Here is a 19,701-nt window from a genome sequence, read left to right as displayed (position 1 = left end):
ACTGCGGTAATTTTTATTCGTTTCGTGAATATTTAAATTAAATTAATTAGTTTTTAACTTTTGATTAAGTTAGCAATGATTTATTTTTAATTACAAATCACTTATTTCTTTTTTTTGCATTTACAGTCACACTTTATTTTTAATTTTAGCAATAAAAAAGCAGACCGAAGTCTGCTTGTATTAATTATACTGATACGTATTTTATGCTGCATTCTCTGGGGTTATTGTTGGGCGCTGAACAGGGACATGTAGATACTGCATTATGCCGTCTGCGGCATGACGACCCTCAGCAATCGCTGTTACAACTAGGTCAGCGCCACGCACCGCATCACCACCTGCAAATATTTTTTTATTGCTGGTTTGATATGGAACTGTGGTTTCAACGCTGGCGACAATGCGTCCCCATTTGTCTAGTTTCACATTTTCAGACTCAAGCCACGGCATTTTGTGGGGGTTAAAGCCGAAAGCGATAACCACAGCATCGGCAGGCATCACAAACTCAGACCCAGGAACGGGTTTAGGGCGACGGCGACCGGCTGCGTCAGGTTCACCCATGACGGTTCTCAGCATCCGAATACCCGTGACTTTGCCTTCGTCATCAATTTCAATGCTCAGTGGCTGCACGTTAAATTCGAACTCGACGCCTTCCTCACGCGCATTTTTGACTTCTTTCTTGGAGCCTGGCATGTTGGCTTCATCGCGACGGTAAGCACAAGTTACCGTTTCAGCACCGTGGCGAATGGATGTCCGCACGCAGTCCATCGCGGTATCTCCGCCGCCAAGCACCACGACACGTTTGTTGGCCATGCTGATGTAAGGTTCGTCTGGGAGCTCGGGTAATCCCATGACCTGTTTAGTATTGGCAATCAAGAAAGGCAGGGCGTCATGAACGCCGTCTGCGTCTTCATTTTCCAAGCCCGCTTTCATAGATTGATAGGTACCCGTGCCAACAAACACGGCATCATACTCGTCTAATAGCTCGGTTAACGTAATATCGCGGCCAATTTCCGTGTTCAAGCGGAACTCAATACCCATGGCGCTAAAGATCTCACGGCGATGCGCGAGAATAGATTTATCCAGTTTGAAAGATGGAATACCAAAAGTGAGCAGGCCACCGATTTCAGGATGACGGTCGAAGACCACCGCCTTGATACCGTTACGGGCAAGAATATCGGCACACCCTAATCCAGCAGGGCCAGCACCGATAATGGCAACGCGTTTATCAACGGGCTTGACGTATGAAAGATCGGGCGTCCAGCCCATTTCAAATGCTTTGTCTGAAATGAAGCGTTCGATATTGCCCACCGTGACGGCGCCAAACTCGTTGCCTAACGTGCAAGAGCCTTCGCAAAGGCGATCTTGTGGACATACACGGCCGGTCACTTCTGGGAGACAGTTGGTTTGATGAGAAAGCTCTACGGCTTCCAAAATCCTGCCTTCTTTCACCAATTTTACCCAGTGCGGAATGCGGTTGTGCAAAGGACAGGTCCATTCGCAAACGCTGTGGCTGCCGCATGAGAGGCAGCGGCTTGCTTGACCACTGGCTTCTTCTTGAGTAAACGTCGGATAAATTTCTACGAATTGTGCCTTACGGATCGCAATCGGTTTTTTCACCGGATCGTGGCGCGCTGGCGTATTCAGCATCTGTGGAACTTTGCTGGTTTTACCTTTCGTTTTAGCGCTGGTGGCGGGCATGATAATGGGGGGCGCAGACTGAATCGTTTTACTGGCGCTACCGTCGAAGAGTAAACCTGAATCGTCATTCATCATGGCGCGCAGTTGGCGCTGATGACGAAGATTGTTGAGTACATGATCGTCAATCAGTTTTAGCGCATTGCTTGGGCAACTGGCGACGCAAGAGGGTTCATCTGCAACACCGGCACATAAATCACATTTATGTGCGTTAGCGAATACGCCATCGGGTTGGGTTTCGCTAGGCGCTGGGTGTGTAATCACTTCCATTGCGCCGAAAGGACATGCGACGACGCAGGTTTTACAGCCGATACATTTTTCCTGAATAACCTGAATGCTGTCATCACGTTTCTCAATGGCGTGATTGGGGCACACGTTAGCGCAAGGTGCATCTTCACAATGGCGGCATAATACGGCGGTGTGTTTATGCTCAATTTTGAGCACATGGATCCTTGGCTGGAATTGTGCGGGAGTCAGCACATGTTCACCATGGTTGTGAGCCATTACACAGGCAACTTCACAGGCACGGCAACCGATGCAGTTCTTAGCATCAGCAATAACAAATCGATTCATAACGACCTCACCCACATCCGGTTAATTATAAGTTTGTTCCGGTTATGCACATAGCATGCAAAGATTAGGGAAAATGACTTATTGAAGGCTAAGGAAATAGCCAATTGTGCAACGTATCACATTTATTCTGGCGTGACTGGTTAAAACATCAGCAGTGCCTTAGCTAAGATGCGCTGAGTCAATTTTTAATAGCGGTATATTTCTGATTGTTCTCCACGCAATATCAAAATGACACATACAACTTATCAAGGTTGTGACTATTGATAATGTGAGCGTATATCTAGATGAACGCTTTTAGTGAAAATAGCTTATTGGTGAAACCGTTTATCGGAATAGTGCGGATCGGGGATGTATTCTTATTCGTTGGCGCCAATGTATTAATAAACCTGCATTAATAAAAAAGCGGCGCCAATGGAGGCACCGCTTTTAATATAACCGCCTAACTGAGCGTTATTCCGTATCGTCAGACAGAGGTTTTCCCGCCAACTGGCTTAAGAACTCAAAGCGTTTCTTCAGATCGGCAGTTGCATCGCGATACAGTTGTTGGGCAACTTCCGGCTCCTGCGTGTTCAAGCGGCGGAAACGCTGCTCTTTTAGCAAGGTATCGGCCAGATCAATCGATGGTGGCCGAGAGTCAAGCGCCAACGGCAGTTTACCTTCATCGCTGCGGCGCGGGTCAAAGCGATACAGTGGCCAGAACCCAGTCGCAGTGAGCTGCTTCATCTGTTCGTGGCTGTAGGCCAGATCATAGCCATGTTCCTCACATGGACTGTAAGCAATGATCAGGGAAGGGCCAGGATAGGCTTCGGCTTCCTGAATAGCCTTTACCGTTTGGTTTAGCTGAGCACCGAGAGAAATTTGCGCGACATACACATGACCATACATCATCATGCTAACGCCCAAATCTTTACGCGCTTTGCGCTTTCCATGCTCGCCAAATTTGGTCACCGCGCCTAATGGTGTTGCTTTGGACTGTTGACCGCCGGTATTGGAATAGCATTGTGTATCGAGCACCAGAACATTGATGTTTTCCGTCAGACTCAACACATGGTCGAGTCCACCAAAGCCGATGTCATAAGCCCAGCCATCGCCACCAATCAACCAAACCGATTTATCTACCAGATAGTCTGCATCCGTGATCAACTGACGAGCATCATCAGAGTCGATGTTTTGCAGTTCTACACGCAGTTTTTCAACCTGAATGCGGCGCTCTTCAATGGGGAGATCCGGTTGGCGTAATTCATTCAGCAGTTCCTGCGGCAACTGTTCTGCCAGACTATCGAGTAGGCGATTCACGCGCTGGCGATGCTGATCGATCGTCAAGCGGAAACCGAGGCCAAACTCAGCATTATCCTCAAACAGTGAGTTTGCCCAAGCAGGACCACGTCCGTCGGCGTTAGTGGTATACGGCGTGGTGGGCAAGTTACCGCCATAGATAGATGAACAGCCGGTGGCGTTGGCGATTAATAAACGGTCGCCATACAGTTGGGTGAGTAATTTGATGTACGGCGTTTCGCCACAGCCAGAGCATGCGCCAGAGTATTCAAACAGCGGTGAAATCAGCTGTGAGGTGCGAATATCGATTCGCTCGATTTTGCTGCGATCGATTTCCGGTAGGTCGAGGAAGAAATCAAAGTTTTCTTTTTCCTCGGCGAGATGGTCAAGTCGGGACTTCATATTGATCGCTTTTATCTCAGGATTTTGGCGATCTTTAGCTGGGCAGACTTCAACACAAAGGTTACAGCCGGTGCAATCCTCTGGGGCGACCTGCAGCACATATTTTTGCCCACGCATATCGCGTGCTTTGACATCCAATGAGTGTAATGAGTCCGGCGCATGTTCCATGGCTTCCGGCATCACGACTTTGGCGCGAATAGCCGAGTGCGGGCACGCGGCAACGCAGTGATTACACTGGGTACACAGTGGCGCTTCCCAGATAGGGATTTCTTCGGCGATATTGCGTTTTTCCCAACGCGTCGTGCCGGTTGGCCATGTGCCATCGGGTGGGAATGCGGAAACCGGTAAGGCATCACCAAGACCCGCCAGCATGGCGGCAGTAACCGTTTTAACGAAGTCTGGTGCGTCATCGGAAACGACCGGTGGGCGCAGGCTGCTAGTGTCATCAATGGGCTGTAGCGGAATTTCTGTTAGCGCTGCCCGCGATGCGGCAAGTGCCTGCCAGTTGCGTTCAACGATTTCATTCCCTTTGCTGCTGTAACTGCGGGTGATCGCATCCTGCAGCAATTTCAACGCATCATCACTTGGCAATACGCCCGTAAGATGGAAGAACGCCATCTGCATAACGGTATTGATGCGCGCGCCGAGTTTGCATTCACGGGCAATTTTTGCCGCGTTAATGATATACACCTGCGCCTGACGCTGATGAAGCAGTGCTTGGACATCGCGGGGTAGGTTGTGCCAGATTTCATCCGCGCTGTAAGGGGTATTGATAAGGAAGATGCCACCCGTTTTTAGGTGTTCAACCATTTGATATTTTTCAATAAACTGCCATTGATGACAGCCAATAAAATCGGCTTGGTTGATCAAGTAGGCTGAATTAATCGGGTTGTCGCTCACCCGCAGATGGGAAACCGTTAACCCACCGGCTTTCTTGGAGTCGTAAACAAAATAGCCCTGGGCAAACAGCGGGGTGCTATTACCGATAATCTTGATATTGTTCTTGGTCGCAGAAACGGTGCCGTCGCTGCCTAAACCATAGAACAGCGCTTCTAAGCGAGTACGTTGTGGCAACAGTTCGTCGCTGAGCGGCAAAGAGAGCCCAGTAACGTCATCGAATATCCCCACGGTAAAGCGTGGACGTGGATTTTCCAGCTTCAATTCATTGAAGACGGCCAACGCACAGTCGGGGCCAAACTCTTTCGATGAGAGGCCATAACGACCGCCAATAACGCGTGGCAGGGTGTTGCGTTCGCCACGACTAAATGACTCCGCTAGTGCAGTCATGACATCCAGATAAAGTGGTTCGGCTAATGCGCCTGGCTCTTTGGTACGATCCAGAACGGCAATCCGCATGGCGGAGTCCGGCAGCACCTTCAGTAACTGTTGTGCAGAGAAGGGGCGGAACAAACGCACCTTGAGCACACCGACTTTTTCATTACGGCTAAGAAGAGTGTCGACAACTTCTTCACAGGTGCCGATGGCGGAGCCCATCAGGATAACGACGCGCTCGGCTTCGGGATGACCATAATATTCGAAAGGCTGGTAGTGGCGGCCGGTAACGTCCCCAAACGCCTGCATGGCGTCGGCGACATGTTGATAGGTCGCGTCGTAGTAAGGGTTAGTCGCCTCACGGGATTGGAAATAGGTATCGGGATTCGCTGATGTACCGCGGATCACCGGATGGTCAGGCGTTAGCGCCCGGGCTCGGTGGGCATCAATCGCTGATTGGGGTAGCAGTGTTCTCAGCGTATCGTCAGACAGCGGGACAATTTTATTGATTTCATGCGAGGTTCGGAAACCATCAAAGAAATGAATAAAGGGTACGCGACTATTGAGCGTTGCCATGTGGGCAATAAGCGCAAAGTCCTGCGCTTCCTGCACGCTGTTGGCACACAGCATGGCACAGCCCGTTTGACGCACGGCCATGACGTCGGAGTGATCGCCAAAAATGGATAACGCATGGGTTGCCACAGTACGGGCAGCGACGTGCAGGACAAAAGGCGTAAGCTGCCCGGCCAATTTATACAGATTGGGGATCATCAGCAGGAGCCCCTGCGATGAGGTAAAAGAGGTCGCCAGCGCACCTGTTTGCAATGCGCCGTGAACGGTAGCTATCGCGCCACCTTCGGACTGCATTTCAACAACGCGTGGGATGTCTCCCCAGATATTTCGGCGTCCATCGCCTGACCAAGAGTCCGCTTGTTCCGCCATGGTAGAACTTGGCGTAATAGGATATATAGCGATAACTTCACTGGCTCGGAAAGCCACGGAAGCCACTGCGTTATTACCATCAGTGGTGATCATTAAATGTACCTTTTGTGCTCACTATCTAATACCCGTCATCCTCCAAACAACCTGTATTGGCGGGGGTTTGAAATCATTCGGATATATTACATTGGACGCAGCAGTAACAATCGAGCCACGTCTCGTCATGTTTTCATCATAGCAAAGCATAATTAGCGAGCTTGTCAGTTTCATGGCATTGATGAAATTGGGGAGGCGAGAAATTAACAGCCAAGGAGGGGAATTAATATTAATTTACATATTGTCATGTTCTCCAATAAGAACGATTAAAAAATACCTTATTGGAGAACTGACGGGGCAGATAGCGGATTATCGAATATCGATAAAATGTACGCCGTTCACCTGCTGCAATTTCTGATATACATCACTGATATCTTGTTTTGGACGAAGCGTTAATTCCAGTGACATCTCGCACAGCTCGGTATCGTTATCATGCTGGTTTACGGTTAAATAACCTGGTTTTAGGCGCATCTGTTGTAACGCTAATAAAATTCCAGACACGCTGGCAGGCAATAGCTGAATAATCACCGAATGGTGATGACCGATCAGACGATTGCTAAGCTGGCGGAAAACCTCAAGCACAATCAACGTCATTAACGTGCCGTAGATACCGATTTCATACATACCACTCCCGATAACCAAGCCAATGGCCGCAGTGACCCAAAGACCGGCAGCGGTAGTGAGTCCTCTCACCACTTGTTTTTGAATCATAATGGTGCCCGCGCCGAGAAAGCCCATTCCGCTGACAACCTGTGCCGCGATACGGCTAGGGTCTAGGCCGACGTGTGATTCCATCAAGATGTCGTTGAATCCATACTTGGACACGATCATAAACATGGCGCTGCCGATGCCAACCAGGACGTGCGTGCGCAGGCCGGCTTCCTTAGCGCGCAACTGGCGTTCAATGCCGATGAGGCCGCCAAGAAAACCCGCTAATACGACGCGCAGCAATAAATCAGTAATCATTTGTTCCTCTCGCTGTAATTTTATTGTTTTGCAGAACGATTAAGCGTAAAAACGAATAATTATTTTATGGTACGCCCAGACTGCTGAAACCGATGATTTTAGCCTAACCCGTCCGTCGGAAAAACAAGTATGCGTACCTTAAATGAGTCATCGCTTCGTATTCAGGTTGTTCAGTGTAAAAATATACTGGCGTTAAATATGTTTGTGTAAAATCCGAACGCTAAAAATACGCTGACATAGGATCATCGATAAACAGTCTTTAGGGTTTAGAGGAGAGAGTGGACATGATAGCTAAACTTGGGTTGGTGCTCGCGGCGGGCATTCTGTTGTCGGCATGTAGCAGTGAACCTGAACAACAGGCAACCAGTGCTAACGTTCATCAGCGTATTGATATGTCGGACGCCGCCGTTGAAAACTGTGCGCTGGCGGGGGGGACTCTGGCGCTCTCAAGTCAACTTGACGGTAGTTCCGTAGGGATGTGCCAATTACCTGATGGTAAACGCTGTGGTGAATCGGCTTTGGTGCGCGGCGCTTGTCCAGCGAATTAACGCGGTAGGGCATACTTTAGAAAAATGAATAGGCCGGCCATAACAGCAGCCGGCTTTGTGTATTCGATGAAGTTGGGTTACATCCAATCTTTCTGCTGATATACCAGCGTATGGTTGGCATTCTTCAGCGTCAATTGTCCTTTAATCAGTGAAACCTCTGCACCCTGACTCAACACGTCGGTAATGATGGGATCTAGCGCTGCGCGTGCTGGGTCGATACACGCCATACGGGTTGATGCTAGATGCTCAACTTTCAATATATTGTTTTGCAGTTCTCCCTGGCCCATAAAGCGGTTACACATTGCGCCAGAAACATGCATTTTCTCGCCAAACTCAATGCCTGGTTCCATACGGTTTTTATCGCCGCCAATCGTTTTTCCGTCTACGCTTTGCAAAACAAAATGGCGATGCAGTAGATCGCTTTGTTGTAAGGTTTTCGGTGCCTGAGTCGTACAGGCAGCAAGTAAAACCGTGCTTAATGCCAGAGATACAGCTTTGAATTTCATTATATTGCCTCAAACTATTTTTACAGAATAATTGGCGGTAACTTTCCAAAAGCTCACGCTATTTTACTCGTTTGCTGTGATAGATGACACATTTCATCGGATGTGAATTTATTTTTTATATAAAAACCCTTTACCCAGTATGGTTTTGTTTGCTTCAGCTATTTATTTCGGTTTATAAATCAACAAAGACGAATATTTAGAGGATGTTATGGTGCTCGATACGCCGGTATTAATGACAGAACGTTTGGTTCTTCGTACGCACAGGCTTGATGATTTTGCTGACCTGTGCGCGATGTGGGCCGATCCTGAGATCGTAAAATTTATTGGGGGAGAACCACAAACTCCCGAGCAAGTTTGGCAGCGTCTGTTACGCTATACAGGTAACTGGGCGCTTTTTGATTATGGCTATTGGGCCGTTTTCGATAAGAGCACACAGCAATACATTGGCAATATTGGTCTGGCTGAAAACCATCGCGATATCGAGCCACGTTTGCGTTACCCGGAGATGGGGTGGACGTTCAACCCAGCTTTTCATGGCAAAGGTTATGCCGTAGAAGCGGCGAAATGTGTGCTTGCTTGGGCTGATGAAGTACTGAAAACGCCGGTGTGTTGCATCATCGACCAAGATAACGTTCGTTCAATCCACTTAGCTGAAAAATGTGGCTTCCTGCTGCGTAAAGAAACTGGCTACCACGGCAACATGATTTACATCATGGAACGCCAAAATGCGATCGTCGACACGAAATTGCTTTAAATACAAGCACGCAGTGTTTAGTCGCCGGAGTCCATCTAGGTAATACTAGATATAGCGCAGCATATAAGCCTTTTTTCATAATCAGAAAGAGGAGTGTGCACAATGGTAAAGACTACCGCATCGCGTGTTTCAACCAGTGATGGAAGTCATTTTGGCGAAGGCAGCATGGACTTTCTTGCCAGTAGTATTGCGTTAATGGAATCTCAAGGCCGTGAGGTAGATGCCAGCAAGGTGTGCGGCAACATGTCGGTCAAACAGCGAGAGCTGTTCAATCAACGTTTAACTCATTATCGTCAGGCATTATTGGCAGACCAGACGGTCTGATTTGACGATGGCGCTTAACGCCAATATTTCCTCCTGAATCATCCATAAAAAACCCCAGCCAAAACTGGGGTTTCGTCTCTATCGCTATCCGACCCCGAGCGCTAAGCGGTCAGTAGATTGTCGCAATGTTCACCGTTTGCGAGGGCACGGATGTTACCCAGTGTGGTTTCAGAAATGCTGGTTAGCGCCTCTTCGGTTAAGAATGCCTGATGACCGGTAAACAACACGTTATGACAGGCAGACAGGCGACGGAATACGTCGTCCTGAATAACGTCGTTAGACTTATCTTCGAAGAACAGATCGCGTTCGTTTTCATAAACGTCCATCCCCAGCGAACCAATTTTTTGCTGCTTCAGCGCCTCAATGGCGGCGTCAGAATCGATCAGACCACCACGGCTGGTATTAATAATCATCACGCCACTCTTCATTTGGCTAAACGCATTGGCATCCAGCAGATGATGATTTTCCGGTGTGAGTGGGCAATGCAGGGTAATCACGTCAGATTTTTCGTACAGCGTCTTCAAATCGACATACTCAGCGCCCAACTCTAACGCCTGTGGGTTAGGGTATGGGTCGTACGCCAGCAGCTTCATACCAAAGCCTTTCAAGATCCGCATGGTCGCCACGCCAATCTTACCGGTGCCGATAACGCCCGCGGTACGGTTGTGCATGTTAAAACCAATCAAACCCTCCAGCGAGAAATTGGCGTCACGGGTACGCTGATAGGCGCGATGAATACGGCGGTTCAGGCTCATCATTAAGCCTACGGCATGCTCAGCTACGGCTTCTGGGGAGTAGGCTGGAACGCGAACGACCTGCAACCCCAACTCTTTGGCGGCAACTAAATCAACGTTATTAAAACCAGCACAGCGTAATGCAATGATTTTAACGCCCAGAGCGGCCAGCTCGGTGAGCACTTCGCGGCTCGCATCGTCGTTCACAAAAATGCAAACAGCCTCACAGCCCTGTGCGACTTTTGCTGTTTTAGCGCTGAGTAAAAAGTCAAAAAACTCCAGCTCGAAACCGAATTCTTTATTTACTAGTTCTAGATACTTACGGTCATACTGTTTAGTACTATAAATCGCGAGCTTCATAGAGGATTCTCCACCAAAAAGATGTGATCATGATAGCAAAAATGGCCAAAAGAAACAAAGCGGCCAGCGGCGGCGGGTAAACATAAACGTATTGTCGTTGAACCTAAAATGAAAGATGTCGCTGAACGAAATTTGAGCTCAGCCATCGTATCAACGACCACATTTATCTAGGATTTTGCCCGATTCATTCAGATGCATCCATTATTATGATATGTTGCGGCTGTTTATTGAAAAGCAAGGCGAATTATGATCAAGTGGCTCAAAAGGTTATTTGCAGCGCTGATCGCCATATTATTGGCATTAACGTTTCTCTGGTTAACGGTGGCACATTGGCTGCCGTCGGTTATACAACATTGGCTTCCTACGGGGACGACGGTACGTTTTAGCGAACGTCCGTTTTGGTCAAACGGGGCATTGCATCTCCCAGGACTGAGCTATCAGGCTGGGGACTGCCGCTTGGGCGATCTATCGCAGGCGCGTTTACGCTATCACCAAGGACGCTGGCAGATGTTGGCTGAAACGCTGGATGTAAATACCCAGTGCTTGGAAAAACTGCCTTCCTCAGACACCCCCTCGGCGCCGCTTGAGCTGGATAAAATCCAACAGTCTCTCCCGCTGTTTGATATAGCAGTGAACCATCTTATTGTCAGTCCGTGGCAGGATTATGCTGGGGCAATTAGCGTTGCTAACAATGTGGATGGACAGACCATTCGCTATCGCAGCGATCGTCTTAGTGTCGATGCACGTCTGGATGACACGCAGAAACTCACGTTGAAAAAGCTTTCGCTGAAAGTGCCACAAAGCGATCAACCGCTTGAGCTCGATGGCGAGCTGCAAATTCCGTTGGATCTGGCGTCATTACCGCGCAGCGGTGCGATGCAGGCACAGTTGAAAACGCCATTTATTGATGCGCCTTTACAGGTGATTTCTTCGTGGAAAAACAAGCAGGGCAATTTAACGATTATTGCTAAGGGTGATAAAACGCCGTTAGCGAATTTACCGTGGACGGTAAGCCGCCACGAGATTCATATCAACAAAGGGCAGTGGCGTTGGCCTTATGCGCAGCAGCCATTGCAGGGCGGTATTGATGTCACGCTGACGGACTGGGATAAAAACTACCAGCAAACGCAGATTGAAGCGCGAATGAATGTGCTGACTCAGGGCGCTCACGGCAAAGGTAATGTGGTAGTTAATCTTGGGCCGGGCAAGCTCAGTGTGATTGACAGCAGCATGGCGTTTCGGGTCACTGGACTCGTCAATAGCGAAAACCTTTCCCTAACGGCGTCGATTCCAGGACAGCTAACCGGAAGTGTATTGAATCCGTTGCTAACGTTAGACAGCGGTTCGCTGTTGCGCGCATGGGGCAAGCTGGATGCTCAAACCACGTTGCAAGAAATTCGCTGGCCGTTGGCCGGAATTAAGCTCAACGCGGAAGGTGTCACAGGGCGTCTTCAGGCCATCATGCGCGTAAAAGATAGCTATTGGGGAAGCTTCAAACTTCACCTTGACGGGCAGGCGGCACAATTTCTTCCCGACCAAGGACGTTGGCAGTGGCAATATTGGGGCAATGGCGATCTGCCACCGCTTGCCGCTAAGTGGGACGTCGGTGGGCGCGGGGAGTGGATCGGTAATGCGATACGCTTGACCCAGCTTTCTACCGGATTCGATAAGATTCATTACGGTATGATGACGGTAATGAAGCCACGGCTTTCCATCGGGCAGCCCGTCGAGTGGGTTCGTGATGAACAACAGCCAAAATTCAACGGCGCATTTATCCTCGATACCCGCAAAGTCGAGTTTGAGAATGGGGGGTATCTGCCGCATGCGGTTTTGAACCTTGCGGCTCAGGGCTCTGCGCCGGACCATTTTTTGCTCAAAGGCGATTTGCATGCCGAACGCATTGGCCCGATTAAGCTCAATGGACGCTGGGATGGCGAAAGACTACGTGGAGAGGCTTGGTGGGCCAAGCAGCCAACGGCGGTATTCCAACCCCTGTTATCGCCTGATTTGAATATCACGCTACGCGATGGTGACTTTTACGCCCAAGCGGCTTTTTCTGCTGCGCGTGCACAAGGCTTCGAAGCCGGTGGTCATATGGTGGTGAAGAATGCCGGAATGTGGCTGAAAGACGGTGAGATGAGCGGACTGGACTTTGTCATGGCCTATCGCTTAAAAAACGAAATCTGGCAGTTAGGCGCTAAACAACCAATCAGCCTGCGCATTAAACATCTGTCGAACCTGTTTGAAATGAGCAATATTTCAGCCGACCTGCAGGGCTACTATCCTTATAGCGATAGTGCGCCGTTGGTACTGTCTAACGTCGGTGTTGATATGCTCAAGGGACATATCGGTTTTGATGCGCTACGCCTGCCAGAGCCAGCTTCAACCGTACTGCGGCTTAAGGACATTGATTTAAGCGTACTGTTCACCGCACTCAAACCGAAGCAGTTTGCGATGTCTGGCCGCGTTGACGGAGAGTTACCGCTGTATTTGAAAGATAAGCAGTGGCTGATCCGTAATGGTTGGATCAACAATTCTTCGATGCTGACGCTACGGCTCGATCCCGATATGGCCGACGCGATGGCGGAAAATAATCTAGCGGCAGGAGCGGCGATTGAATGGTTACGTTATATGGAGATCAGCCGTTCGCGAGCCGACGTGAATTTAAGTAATTTAGGGGTGCTCACGATGGCGGCAACCATTCGAGGGGTGAATCCTCAGCAGAACGCACACCGTGAGGTGGTGCTTAACTATCATCATGAAGAGAATATTTTCGAGCTTTGGCGGAGTTTACGTTTTGGCGATAATTTACAGGAGTGGCTGGAGCAAAGCCTCTCAACCCCTGCGAGGAGTGAGCATGAGTAACCTTAAGGTTTGGCTACTGGCTACCATAGTATGTGTGCCCTTGACGGGCTGTGTACCGCGGATTGAGGTGGCAGCACCTAAAGATCCGATTACGATCAATATGAACGTCAAGATCGAGCATGAAATTCATATTAAAGTGGACAAAGACGTCGAGAATTTATTGAAAACCCAATCTGGCCTGTTTTAAGGAGATTCCGATGAGAAAATCGCTAATCGCATTGCTCGGTGCAGGCCTACTTTTCAGCAGCGCGGTATTTGCTCTGACGCTGGATCAAGCCAAACAGCAAGGTCGCGTAGGGGAAACGCTGAGTGGTTATATTGTGGCGCTCAAGCAGGATAAAGAAACGTTAGCGCTGGTCGAGCAAATCAATACGGGGCGCGCGGAGAAGTATCAAGAAGTGGCGAATAATAACCATATCAGCCGCGAAGACGTCGCTAAAATGGCGGGGCAAAAGCTGGTGGAACGTGCAGCATCAGGTGAATATGTGCGTGGCATTAACGGCCAATGGCTCCGAAAGCCCTAGCGAATAGGTGGATGACTTCATAAACAAACGCGCTCACAAGGAGCGCGTTTTTATTTTCTGCATCATAACTCTTTAACTAACCACTTATCCGGACACAGGATCTAGAGGGGATAATGCAATATTGAATTATGCGGTTGCCAATTGGCTGATCAGCGCTTTGGCATCTTGCTGCGCTTTCGTTGCCATATCTGGGCCGTAGGCGATTCCTTCTTCGAATACGAACTCTACGTCAGTCAGGCCGATAAAGCCTAAGAAGACGCGTAGGTAAGGCGTAACCAGATCGGTGTCGGTATCTTTGTGAATACCACCACGGCTGGTCAGCACGTAGACTTTTTTACCTTTCAGTAAACCTTCAGGACCGGCCTCGGTATAACGGAACGTCACACCGGCACGCGCGACTAGGTCGAAGTAGTTTTTCAACTGAGTCGAGATGTTGAAGTTATACATCGGGGCCGCAATCACAATCACGTCAGAAGCTTTCAGCTCTTCAATCAAGGTGTTCGACAGATCCAATGCATCCTGTTGGCGAGGTGTCAAAGGCGCATCAGAAGGGCGTAATGCACCGACTAACTCTCCATCCAGAACCGGAATTGGATCTGCAGCCAGATCACGAACCTGAATCTGGTCATCGTTATGCTGTTGGCGCCATTGTTCGACAAAGTAATCAGCCAAAACGTTTGACTGAGAGTAGTTAGCCAGAATACTTGATTTAAGAACTAATACTTTGCTCATGGTAATTTCCTTGTGACCTAATACTGTTAGGTATTATCAGACTATTTGTTGAAATCAGGACTTGTGTCCATCGCATGGAAGACACTTTATTCATAAAACCCCATCAGTGATAGCGCAATAATTCGAGCTCTTTGTTCAATTAAATTGAATATGAGAGATTGCCTGCTCTGTCTGCATGGCGATATGAGCGGCGGGTGAGAGAGATTGCGCCGGTGCTACTGCTGCCCAACGTTGGCCTGTGATACAATTACAGACAGAATTTGTCCCAGTGACATCATTAAAAACAACAGATAAACGGTGGTTTTACATTTTCACCTGTTGTCCGCCATCCGTTTCAAGGAATATTGATTGTGACATCCCCGCTTAGCGCCATCGCCTCGCAGCTTGATGAACTGATGCTGCGCGATAAACAGCGTTTGATGCGCCGCATACAGGGCGCCAAAAAGGTTAAAAAGGCTGAAAGCCAACAGGCTATCGCTGATACGCTTGCCGTCGATCTGGCCAGCGCGCTGCAACGCGTGGAATCTCGACGTGCTGCCTGTCCAAAAATTACCTATCCGGAAAACTTGCCGGTTAGTCAAAAGAAAGACGAAATACTCGCCGCGATCCGCGATCACCAAGTTGTGATCGTTGCCGGTGAAACGGGGTCGGGGAAAACCACTCAACTGCCGAAAATTTGTCTGGAGCTTGGGCGTGGGGTAAAAGGTCTGATTGGCCATACCCAGCCGCGTCGTTTAGCGGCTCGATCGGTCGGTGATCGTATCGCGCATGAGCTTGATACGACGCTTGGCGGCGCGGTGGGCTATAAAGTTCGTTTTAACGATCAGGTGAGTGACAACACGTTGGTCAAACTGATGACCGACGGTATTTTGCTGGCTGAAATTCAGCAAGATCGCATGTTGATGCAGTATGACACCCTGATTATCGATGAGGCGCATGAGCGTAGTCTGAATATCGATTTTATTCTCGGCTATCTACGCCAGCTACTGCCTAAGCGTCCCGATTTGAAAGTGATCATTACGTCGGCGACCATTGACCCTCAGCGTTTCTCGCGTCATTTCAATAATGCGCCCATTATCGAAGTCTCTGGGCGAACCTATCCGGTCGAAGTGCGTTATCGCCCCGTGGTGGACGATGCTGATGATGTCGACCGTGACCAGCTTCAGGCGATTTTCGATGCCGTGGATGAACTTGGACGAGAAGGACCGGGAGATATCCTGATCTTTATGAGCGGCGAGCGTGAAATCCGTGATACCGCCGATGCACTCACCAAGCTGAATTTGCCGCATACCGAAATTCTTCCGTTATATGCTCGTTTGTCAGCTAGCGAGCAAAATCGCGTTTTCCAAAGCCACCATGGTCGCCGTATTGTGCTGGCAACTAACGTGGCAGAAACTTCGTTGACCGTTCCAGGAATTAAGTACGTTATCGATCCAGGCACGGCGCGAATCAGTCGCTATAGCTTCAGAACCAAGGTTCAACGCCTGCCGATTGAACCGATTTCTCAGGCTTCGGCCAATCAGCGTAAAGGACGCTGCGGTCGCGTGTCTGAAGGTATCTGTATCCGTCTCTACAGCGAACAGGATTTCCTGTCACGCCCAGAGTTTACCGATCCTGAGATTCTGCGAACTAACTTAGCGTCGGTTATTCTACAAATGACGTCGCTTGGACTGGGCGATATTGCCGCATTTCCGTTCGTCGAAGCGCCCGATAAGCGCAATATTCTTGACGGTGTGCGGCTTCTTGAGGAACTGGGTGCCGTCAGTACTTCAGAACAAGGGCACCAACAGCTTACACCGCTCGGACGCCAGTTGGCACAGTTGCCTATTGATCCTCGCTTGGCGCGTATGGTGCTGGAGGCGCAGAAGCACGGCGCAGTACGCGAAGTGATGATCATTACGTCGGGGTTGTCTATTCAGGATCCTCGTGAGCGTCCGAGTGAGAAGAAACAAGCCTCGGATGAAAAACATCGCCGCTTCGCTGACAAAGAGAGCGATTTTCTATCGCTGGTGAATTTGTGGGATTACCTCAAAGAGCAGCAAAAAGAGCTTTCGTCGAATCAATTCCGTCGTCAATGCAAAACTGATTATCTCAACTACTTACGCGTACGTGAATGGCAGGATATCTACACTCAACTGCGTCAGGTGGTTAAAGAGTTACGTATTCCTATTAACTCTGTGCCAGGTGATTTCCGTGGGATTCACTGTTCTTTGCTGAGTGGTCTGCTATCGCATGTTGGCCAAAAGGACACTGAAAAGCAGGAGTATACCGGTGCTCGAAATGCGCGATTTGCCATTTTCCCTGGTTCCGCGCTATTTAAAAAACCGCCTAAATGGACGATGGTTGCCGAGCTGGTGGAGACGTCTCGACTGTGGGGGCGCATCGCGGCGCGTATCGATCCTGAATGGATCGAACCTTTAGCGCAGCATCTGATTAAGAAAAGCTACAGCGAACCGCATTGGGAAAAGGCGCAGGGCGCAGTGATGGCGACGGAAAAAGTCACGCTGTATGGCTTACCCATTGTGGCTGCTCGTAAAGTTAACTACGGCAGTATCGATCCACAGGTGAGCCGCGAACTGTTTATCCGTCATGCGCTGGTGGAGGGTGACTGGCAGACGCGTCATGCGTTCTTCCGTGCTAATCAGCGCTTGCGTTCCGAAGTGGAAGAGCTGGAGCACAAATCTCGTCGTCGAGATATTTTAGTTGATGATGAGGCGTTGTTCAGTTTCTACGATCAGCGCATCGGTCATGACGTGGTTTCCGCTCGCCATTTTGATAGTTGGTGGAAAAAAGCCAGCCGCAACGATCCCGAACTGCTCAATTTCGAAAAATCGATGCTGATTAAAGATGGAGCACAGGGGGTGAGCGCTCTTGATTATCCTAATTTTTGGCATCAAGGGGCGTTTAAACTTCGTCTGTCCTATCAGTTCGAACCAGGTACCGACGCTGACGGTGTCACCGTACATATCCCGCTGGCGATACTCAACCAGATTGAAGAATCAGGTTTTGACTGGCAGATCCCGGGGATTCGCCGAGAATTGGTGATTGCGCTGATTAAATCGCTGCCAAAACCTATTCGACGCAATTTTGTTCCTGCACCTAACTATGCTGAAGCCTTTTTAGGCCGCGCAACGCCGCTGGAAATGCCGTTGTTAGAGTCGATGGAACGCGAACTACGTCGCATGACTGGCGTGACAGTGTCACGTGAAGAGTGGCAGCTAGATCAGGTTCCCGATCATCTGCGCATGACGTTCCGCGTCATTGACGACAAAAAGAAAACGCTGGCTGAAGGTAAGTCGCTTGAAGCGCTGAAAACTCAGCTAAAAGGTCAGGTGCAGCAAACGCTGTCAGAAGTGGCCGACGATGGCATAGAACAGCAGGGCTTACACGTATGGAGCTTCGGCTCTCTCCCGCAGAGCTACGAGCAGAAGCGCGGCGGTTATTCGATGAAGGCATTTCCTGCTTTGGTGGATGAAAAAGATAGCGTCGCGATTCGGCTGTTTGAAACCGAGCAGGAACAGCAGCAGGCAATGTGGCAGGGTTCGCGTCGCTTATTGCTGCTCAACATTCCTTCGCCGATAAAATATTTGCACGAAAAGTTGCCGAATAAAGCCAAGCTAGGCTTGTACTTCAATCCTTATGGCAAAGTGTTGGATTTGATTGATGATTGTATCGCCTGCGGTATCGACTCATTGATTGCCAAACACGGTGGCCCCGCTTGGAGTGAAGAAGGTTTTACTCAACTTCATGAACAGGTGCGTGCAGAACTTAATGACGAAGTCGTGTCGATTGCGCGTCAGGTGGAACAAATACTCACAACGGCCAATGGCATTAATAAACGGCTCAAAGGCCGCGTTGATATGTCATTAGCGCTGGCGCTGTCAGATATCAAAAATCAGGTAGGTAATCTTATCTACCGTGGTTTTGTCACCGCTACCGGTGCATCGCGTTTGCCTGATGTGGAGCGTTATCTGCACGCCATCGAACGGCGGTTGGAGAAGGTGGCGACCGATCCTCATCGTGATCGTGCGCAAATGCTAAAGGTCGAACAGGTACAGCAGGCATGGAAGCAAATGCTCAATAAGCTACCGGCACAGCGTGCCGGAGAGCCCGAAATCAAAGAAATTCGTTGGATGATCGAAGAGCTGCGCGTGAGTTATTTCGCTCAGCAACTGGGTACACCGTACCCAATTTCAGAAAAACGTATCATGCAGGCTATTGATCAGATTTTGGCTTAGCATTTTGTTGAACTAGGCGTTTTAGGCCGTCACTGAATGCGGTGACGGCCACCGCTCTATTATCCGCTAGCGCGCGGTTTTCGGCGGCGGGTGCAGAGCTTTGAATAGCAATAAGCCGCCAGCCGTTATCCGTTGTCATCAGCAGCGGCGAACCACTGTCTCCGGGCAACGTATCGCACTGATGACTCAGAACTCCCGTTTGTGCCCATCCCATTACCAGACAATTCTCATGGCTGTATAAATCATCCAGATGGTCTTGCGGATAACCCGCCTGTGTGACTAAACGCTTGTTGGCTTTTAACTCTGCGGTAAGCTGTTTACTGTTGCCTTGCCATAACGGCAGAGGTTCGATGGGCGGCAGCCGATCGCTCTCTATTTCCACTAAGCCATAATCTTGGGGAGCGGCGGAAGAGGGCACGATCCATCCATCTCCGTCGGCTTTAAGGCGTTTGCCGAGCTTAGGATCAACCAAAGTACGCAACTGAGTTATTTCATAGCGCCATTTTTGATTATGCGAAGAGAAACGTAGGGCAATCGCAGGGTCAATCTTGCCGGGAGGCGTCAGTAAACAGTGACCTGCGGTTAGCACTAAACGCGAGGTAATCAGCGTTGCAGTGCACAAATTTCCGCTTTCTGTTTCTATTTGGCCAATCGCATTCCACGGCGATTGCGTGACGTTGGTTATTTTTATGCGATCGTCTTTGCCATAGAACAGCTGTAACTGTTGCGTCGGAGTGAGTATTTCATCATCGGCCTTGGCAGGAAGTGTGTTGATGGCACAATAAAAAACTGGAACGCACAACGTAATAGAACGCAGTAATTGCATAGAGCGGAACCCAATTGCAGTCATCCATTTACTCAGTAGTTTAACCAAATGATTGATTACTGCGAGGAATATTTG

General features: G+C 49.3%; 14 protein-coding genes. 7 read left to right on the top strand and 7 right to left on the bottom strand.

Translation table 11 applies throughout. The features are described 5' to 3' along the window. Nucleotides 1–201: 201 nt before the first annotated feature. The 3 genes from aegA to M988_RS09765 form a co-directional block, all read right to left on the bottom strand. On the bottom strand, nt 202–2,265 hold the full coding sequence (gene aegA, locus M988_RS09775; RefSeq protein WP_008813462.1) for a formate-dependent uric acid utilization protein AegA: 2,064 nt from the start codon (nt 2,263–2,265) through the stop codon (nt 202–204). Nucleotides 2,266–2,715: 450 nt separating this feature from the next. After that, complete coding sequence (gene nifJ / locus M988_RS09770) at nt 2,716–6,249, bottom strand: pyruvate:ferredoxin (flavodoxin) oxidoreductase (RefSeq protein ID WP_064573883.1); 3,534 nt, start codon at nt 6,247–6,249, stop codon at nt 2,716–2,718. 309 nt (nt 6,250–6,558) lie between these two features. After that, a complete protein-coding gene (locus M988_RS09765) occupies nt 6,559–7,215 on the bottom strand; it encodes an MgtC/SapB family protein (RefSeq protein ID WP_004089820.1) in 657 nt (218 codons plus the stop codon). Nucleotides 7,216–7,499: 284 nt separating this feature from the next. Between M988_RS09765 and M988_RS09760 the strand changes: the two genes are divergently transcribed. Then, the gene (locus tag M988_RS09760) at nt 7,500–7,763 is read left to right on the top strand and encodes a putative hemolysin (RefSeq protein ID WP_004089819.1); all 264 of its coding nucleotides are present in this window, start codon (nt 7,500–7,502) and stop codon (nt 7,761–7,763) included. A 77-nt stretch (nt 7,764–7,840) separates the two neighbouring features. Here M988_RS09760 and hslJ read toward each other — a convergent pair whose 3' ends face one another. Continuing rightward, on the bottom strand, nt 7,841–8,269 hold the full coding sequence (gene hslJ, locus M988_RS09755; protein ID WP_064573882.1) for a heat shock protein HslJ: 429 nt from the start codon (nt 8,267–8,269) through the stop codon (nt 7,841–7,843). Between the two features lie 208 nt (nt 8,270–8,477). On the opposite strand from hslJ, the gene M988_RS09750 reads away from it, so the two are divergent. Both M988_RS09750 and M988_RS09745 read left to right on the top strand, forming a co-directional pair. After that, nucleotides 8,478–9,023 (top strand): GNAT family N-acetyltransferase, encoded by a 546-nt coding sequence (locus M988_RS09750; RefSeq protein WP_039186742.1) that lies wholly within the window; start codon nt 8,478–8,480, stop codon nt 9,021–9,023. Nucleotides 9,024–9,188: 165 nt separating this feature from the next. Continuing rightward, the gene (locus tag M988_RS09745) at nt 9,189–9,347 is read left to right on the top strand and encodes a glycogen synthesis protein (RefSeq protein ID WP_004089813.1); all 159 of its coding nucleotides are present in this window, start codon (nt 9,189–9,191) and stop codon (nt 9,345–9,347) included. A gap of 101 nt (nt 9,348–9,448) precedes the next feature. Here M988_RS09745 and M988_RS09740 read toward each other — a convergent pair whose 3' ends face one another. After that, nucleotides 9,449–10,441, bottom strand: a complete 993-nt coding sequence (locus M988_RS09740; RefSeq protein WP_004089812.1) for a 2-hydroxyacid dehydrogenase — start codon at nt 10,439–10,441, stop codon at nt 9,449–9,451. Between the two features lie 246 nt (nt 10,442–10,687). Here M988_RS09740 and M988_RS09735 point away from each other — a divergent pair, with 246 nt between their 5' ends. From M988_RS09735 to M988_RS09725, 3 genes are read left to right on the top strand one after another with little or no spacing between them, the layout of a single operon-like run. Beyond that, a complete protein-coding gene (locus M988_RS09735) occupies nt 10,688–13,306 on the top strand; it encodes a YdbH family protein (protein WP_064573881.1) in 2,619 nt (872 codons plus the stop codon). Next, the gene (locus tag M988_RS09730; protein ID WP_008813468.1) at nt 13,299–13,493 is read left to right on the top strand and encodes a YnbE family lipoprotein; all 195 of its coding nucleotides are present in this window, start codon (nt 13,299–13,301) and stop codon (nt 13,491–13,493) included. Before M988_RS09735 ends, M988_RS09730 begins: the two co-directional genes overlap by 8 nt. A gap of 10 nt (nt 13,494–13,503) precedes the next feature. Continuing rightward, complete coding sequence (locus M988_RS09725) at nt 13,504–13,830, top strand: YdbL family probable chaperone protein (RefSeq protein WP_008813469.1); 327 nt, start codon at nt 13,504–13,506, stop codon at nt 13,828–13,830. A 126-nt stretch (nt 13,831–13,956) separates the two neighbouring features. Here M988_RS09725 and M988_RS09720 read toward each other — a convergent pair whose 3' ends face one another. Beyond that, complete coding sequence (locus M988_RS09720; RefSeq protein ID WP_008813470.1) at nt 13,957–14,562, bottom strand: FMN-dependent NADH-azoreductase; 606 nt, start codon at nt 14,560–14,562, stop codon at nt 13,957–13,959. 350 nt (nt 14,563–14,912) lie between these two features. Between M988_RS09720 and hrpA the strand changes: the two genes are divergently transcribed. Further along, nucleotides 14,913–18,800 carry an ATP-dependent RNA helicase HrpA gene (gene hrpA / locus M988_RS09715; RefSeq protein WP_008813471.1) on the top strand — a complete coding sequence of 1,296 codons (3,888 nt, stop codon included), beginning with the start codon at nt 14,913–14,915 and terminating at the stop codon, nt 18,798–18,800. Here hrpA and M988_RS09710 read toward each other — a convergent pair. Continuing rightward, nucleotides 18,778–19,650 carry a trypsin-like serine peptidase gene (locus M988_RS09710; RefSeq protein ID WP_020303750.1) on the bottom strand — a complete coding sequence of 291 codons (873 nt, stop codon included), beginning with the start codon at nt 19,648–19,650 and terminating at the stop codon, nt 18,778–18,780. The genes hrpA and M988_RS09710 overlap by 23 nt on opposite strands. Between the last annotated feature and the right edge of the window lie 51 nt (nt 19,651–19,701).

The sequence above is a fragment of the Hafnia paralvei ATCC 29927 genome (assembly GCF_001655005.1).
GTDB lineage: Bacteria > Pseudomonadota > Gammaproteobacteria > Enterobacterales > Enterobacteriaceae > Hafnia > Hafnia paralvei.
Note: the sequence above shows the minus strand (reverse complement) of the source record. Positions and strands in the feature narration are given on the sequence as shown.

What these genes read in the sequence shown, in the direction of transcription:
- M988_RS09710 (WP_020303750.1), bottom strand. Translation starts at nt 19,650, where the DNA reads ATGACTGCAATTGGGTTCCGCTCTATGCAATTACTGCGTTCTATTACG.
- M988_RS09750 (WP_039186742.1), top strand. Translation starts at nt 8,478, where the DNA reads ATGGTGCTCGATACGCCGGTATTAATGACAGAACGTTTGGTTCTTCGT.
- nifJ (WP_064573883.1), bottom strand. Translation starts at nt 6,249, where the DNA reads ATGATCACCACTGATGGTAATAACGCAGTGGCTTCCGTGGCTTTCCGA.
- M988_RS09730 (WP_008813468.1), top strand. Translation starts at nt 13,299, where the DNA reads ATGAGTAACCTTAAGGTTTGGCTACTGGCTACCATAGTATGTGTGCCC.
- aegA (WP_008813462.1), bottom strand. Translation starts at nt 2,265, where the DNA reads ATGAATCGATTTGTTATTGCTGATGCTAAGAACTGCATCGGTTGCCGT.
- hslJ (WP_064573882.1), bottom strand. Translation starts at nt 8,269, where the DNA reads ATGAAATTCAAAGCTGTATCTCTGGCATTAAGCACGGTTTTACTTGCT.
- M988_RS09740 (WP_004089812.1), bottom strand. Translation starts at nt 10,441, where the DNA reads ATGAAGCTCGCGATTTATAGTACTAAACAGTATGACCGTAAGTATCTA.
- M988_RS09720 (WP_008813470.1), bottom strand. Translation starts at nt 14,562, where the DNA reads ATGAGCAAAGTATTAGTTCTTAAATCAAGTATTCTGGCTAACTACTCT.
- M988_RS09725 (WP_008813469.1), top strand. Translation starts at nt 13,504, where the DNA reads ATGAGAAAATCGCTAATCGCATTGCTCGGTGCAGGCCTACTTTTCAGC.
- M988_RS09735 (WP_064573881.1), top strand. Translation starts at nt 10,688, where the DNA reads ATGATCAAGTGGCTCAAAAGGTTATTTGCAGCGCTGATCGCCATATTA.
- M988_RS09745 (WP_004089813.1), top strand. Translation starts at nt 9,189, where the DNA reads ATGGACTTTCTTGCCAGTAGTATTGCGTTAATGGAATCTCAAGGCCGT.
- M988_RS09760 (WP_004089819.1), top strand. Translation starts at nt 7,500, where the DNA reads ATGATAGCTAAACTTGGGTTGGTGCTCGCGGCGGGCATTCTGTTGTCG.
- M988_RS09765 (WP_004089820.1), bottom strand. Translation starts at nt 7,215, where the DNA reads ATGATTACTGATTTATTGCTGCGCGTCGTATTAGCGGGTTTTCTTGGC.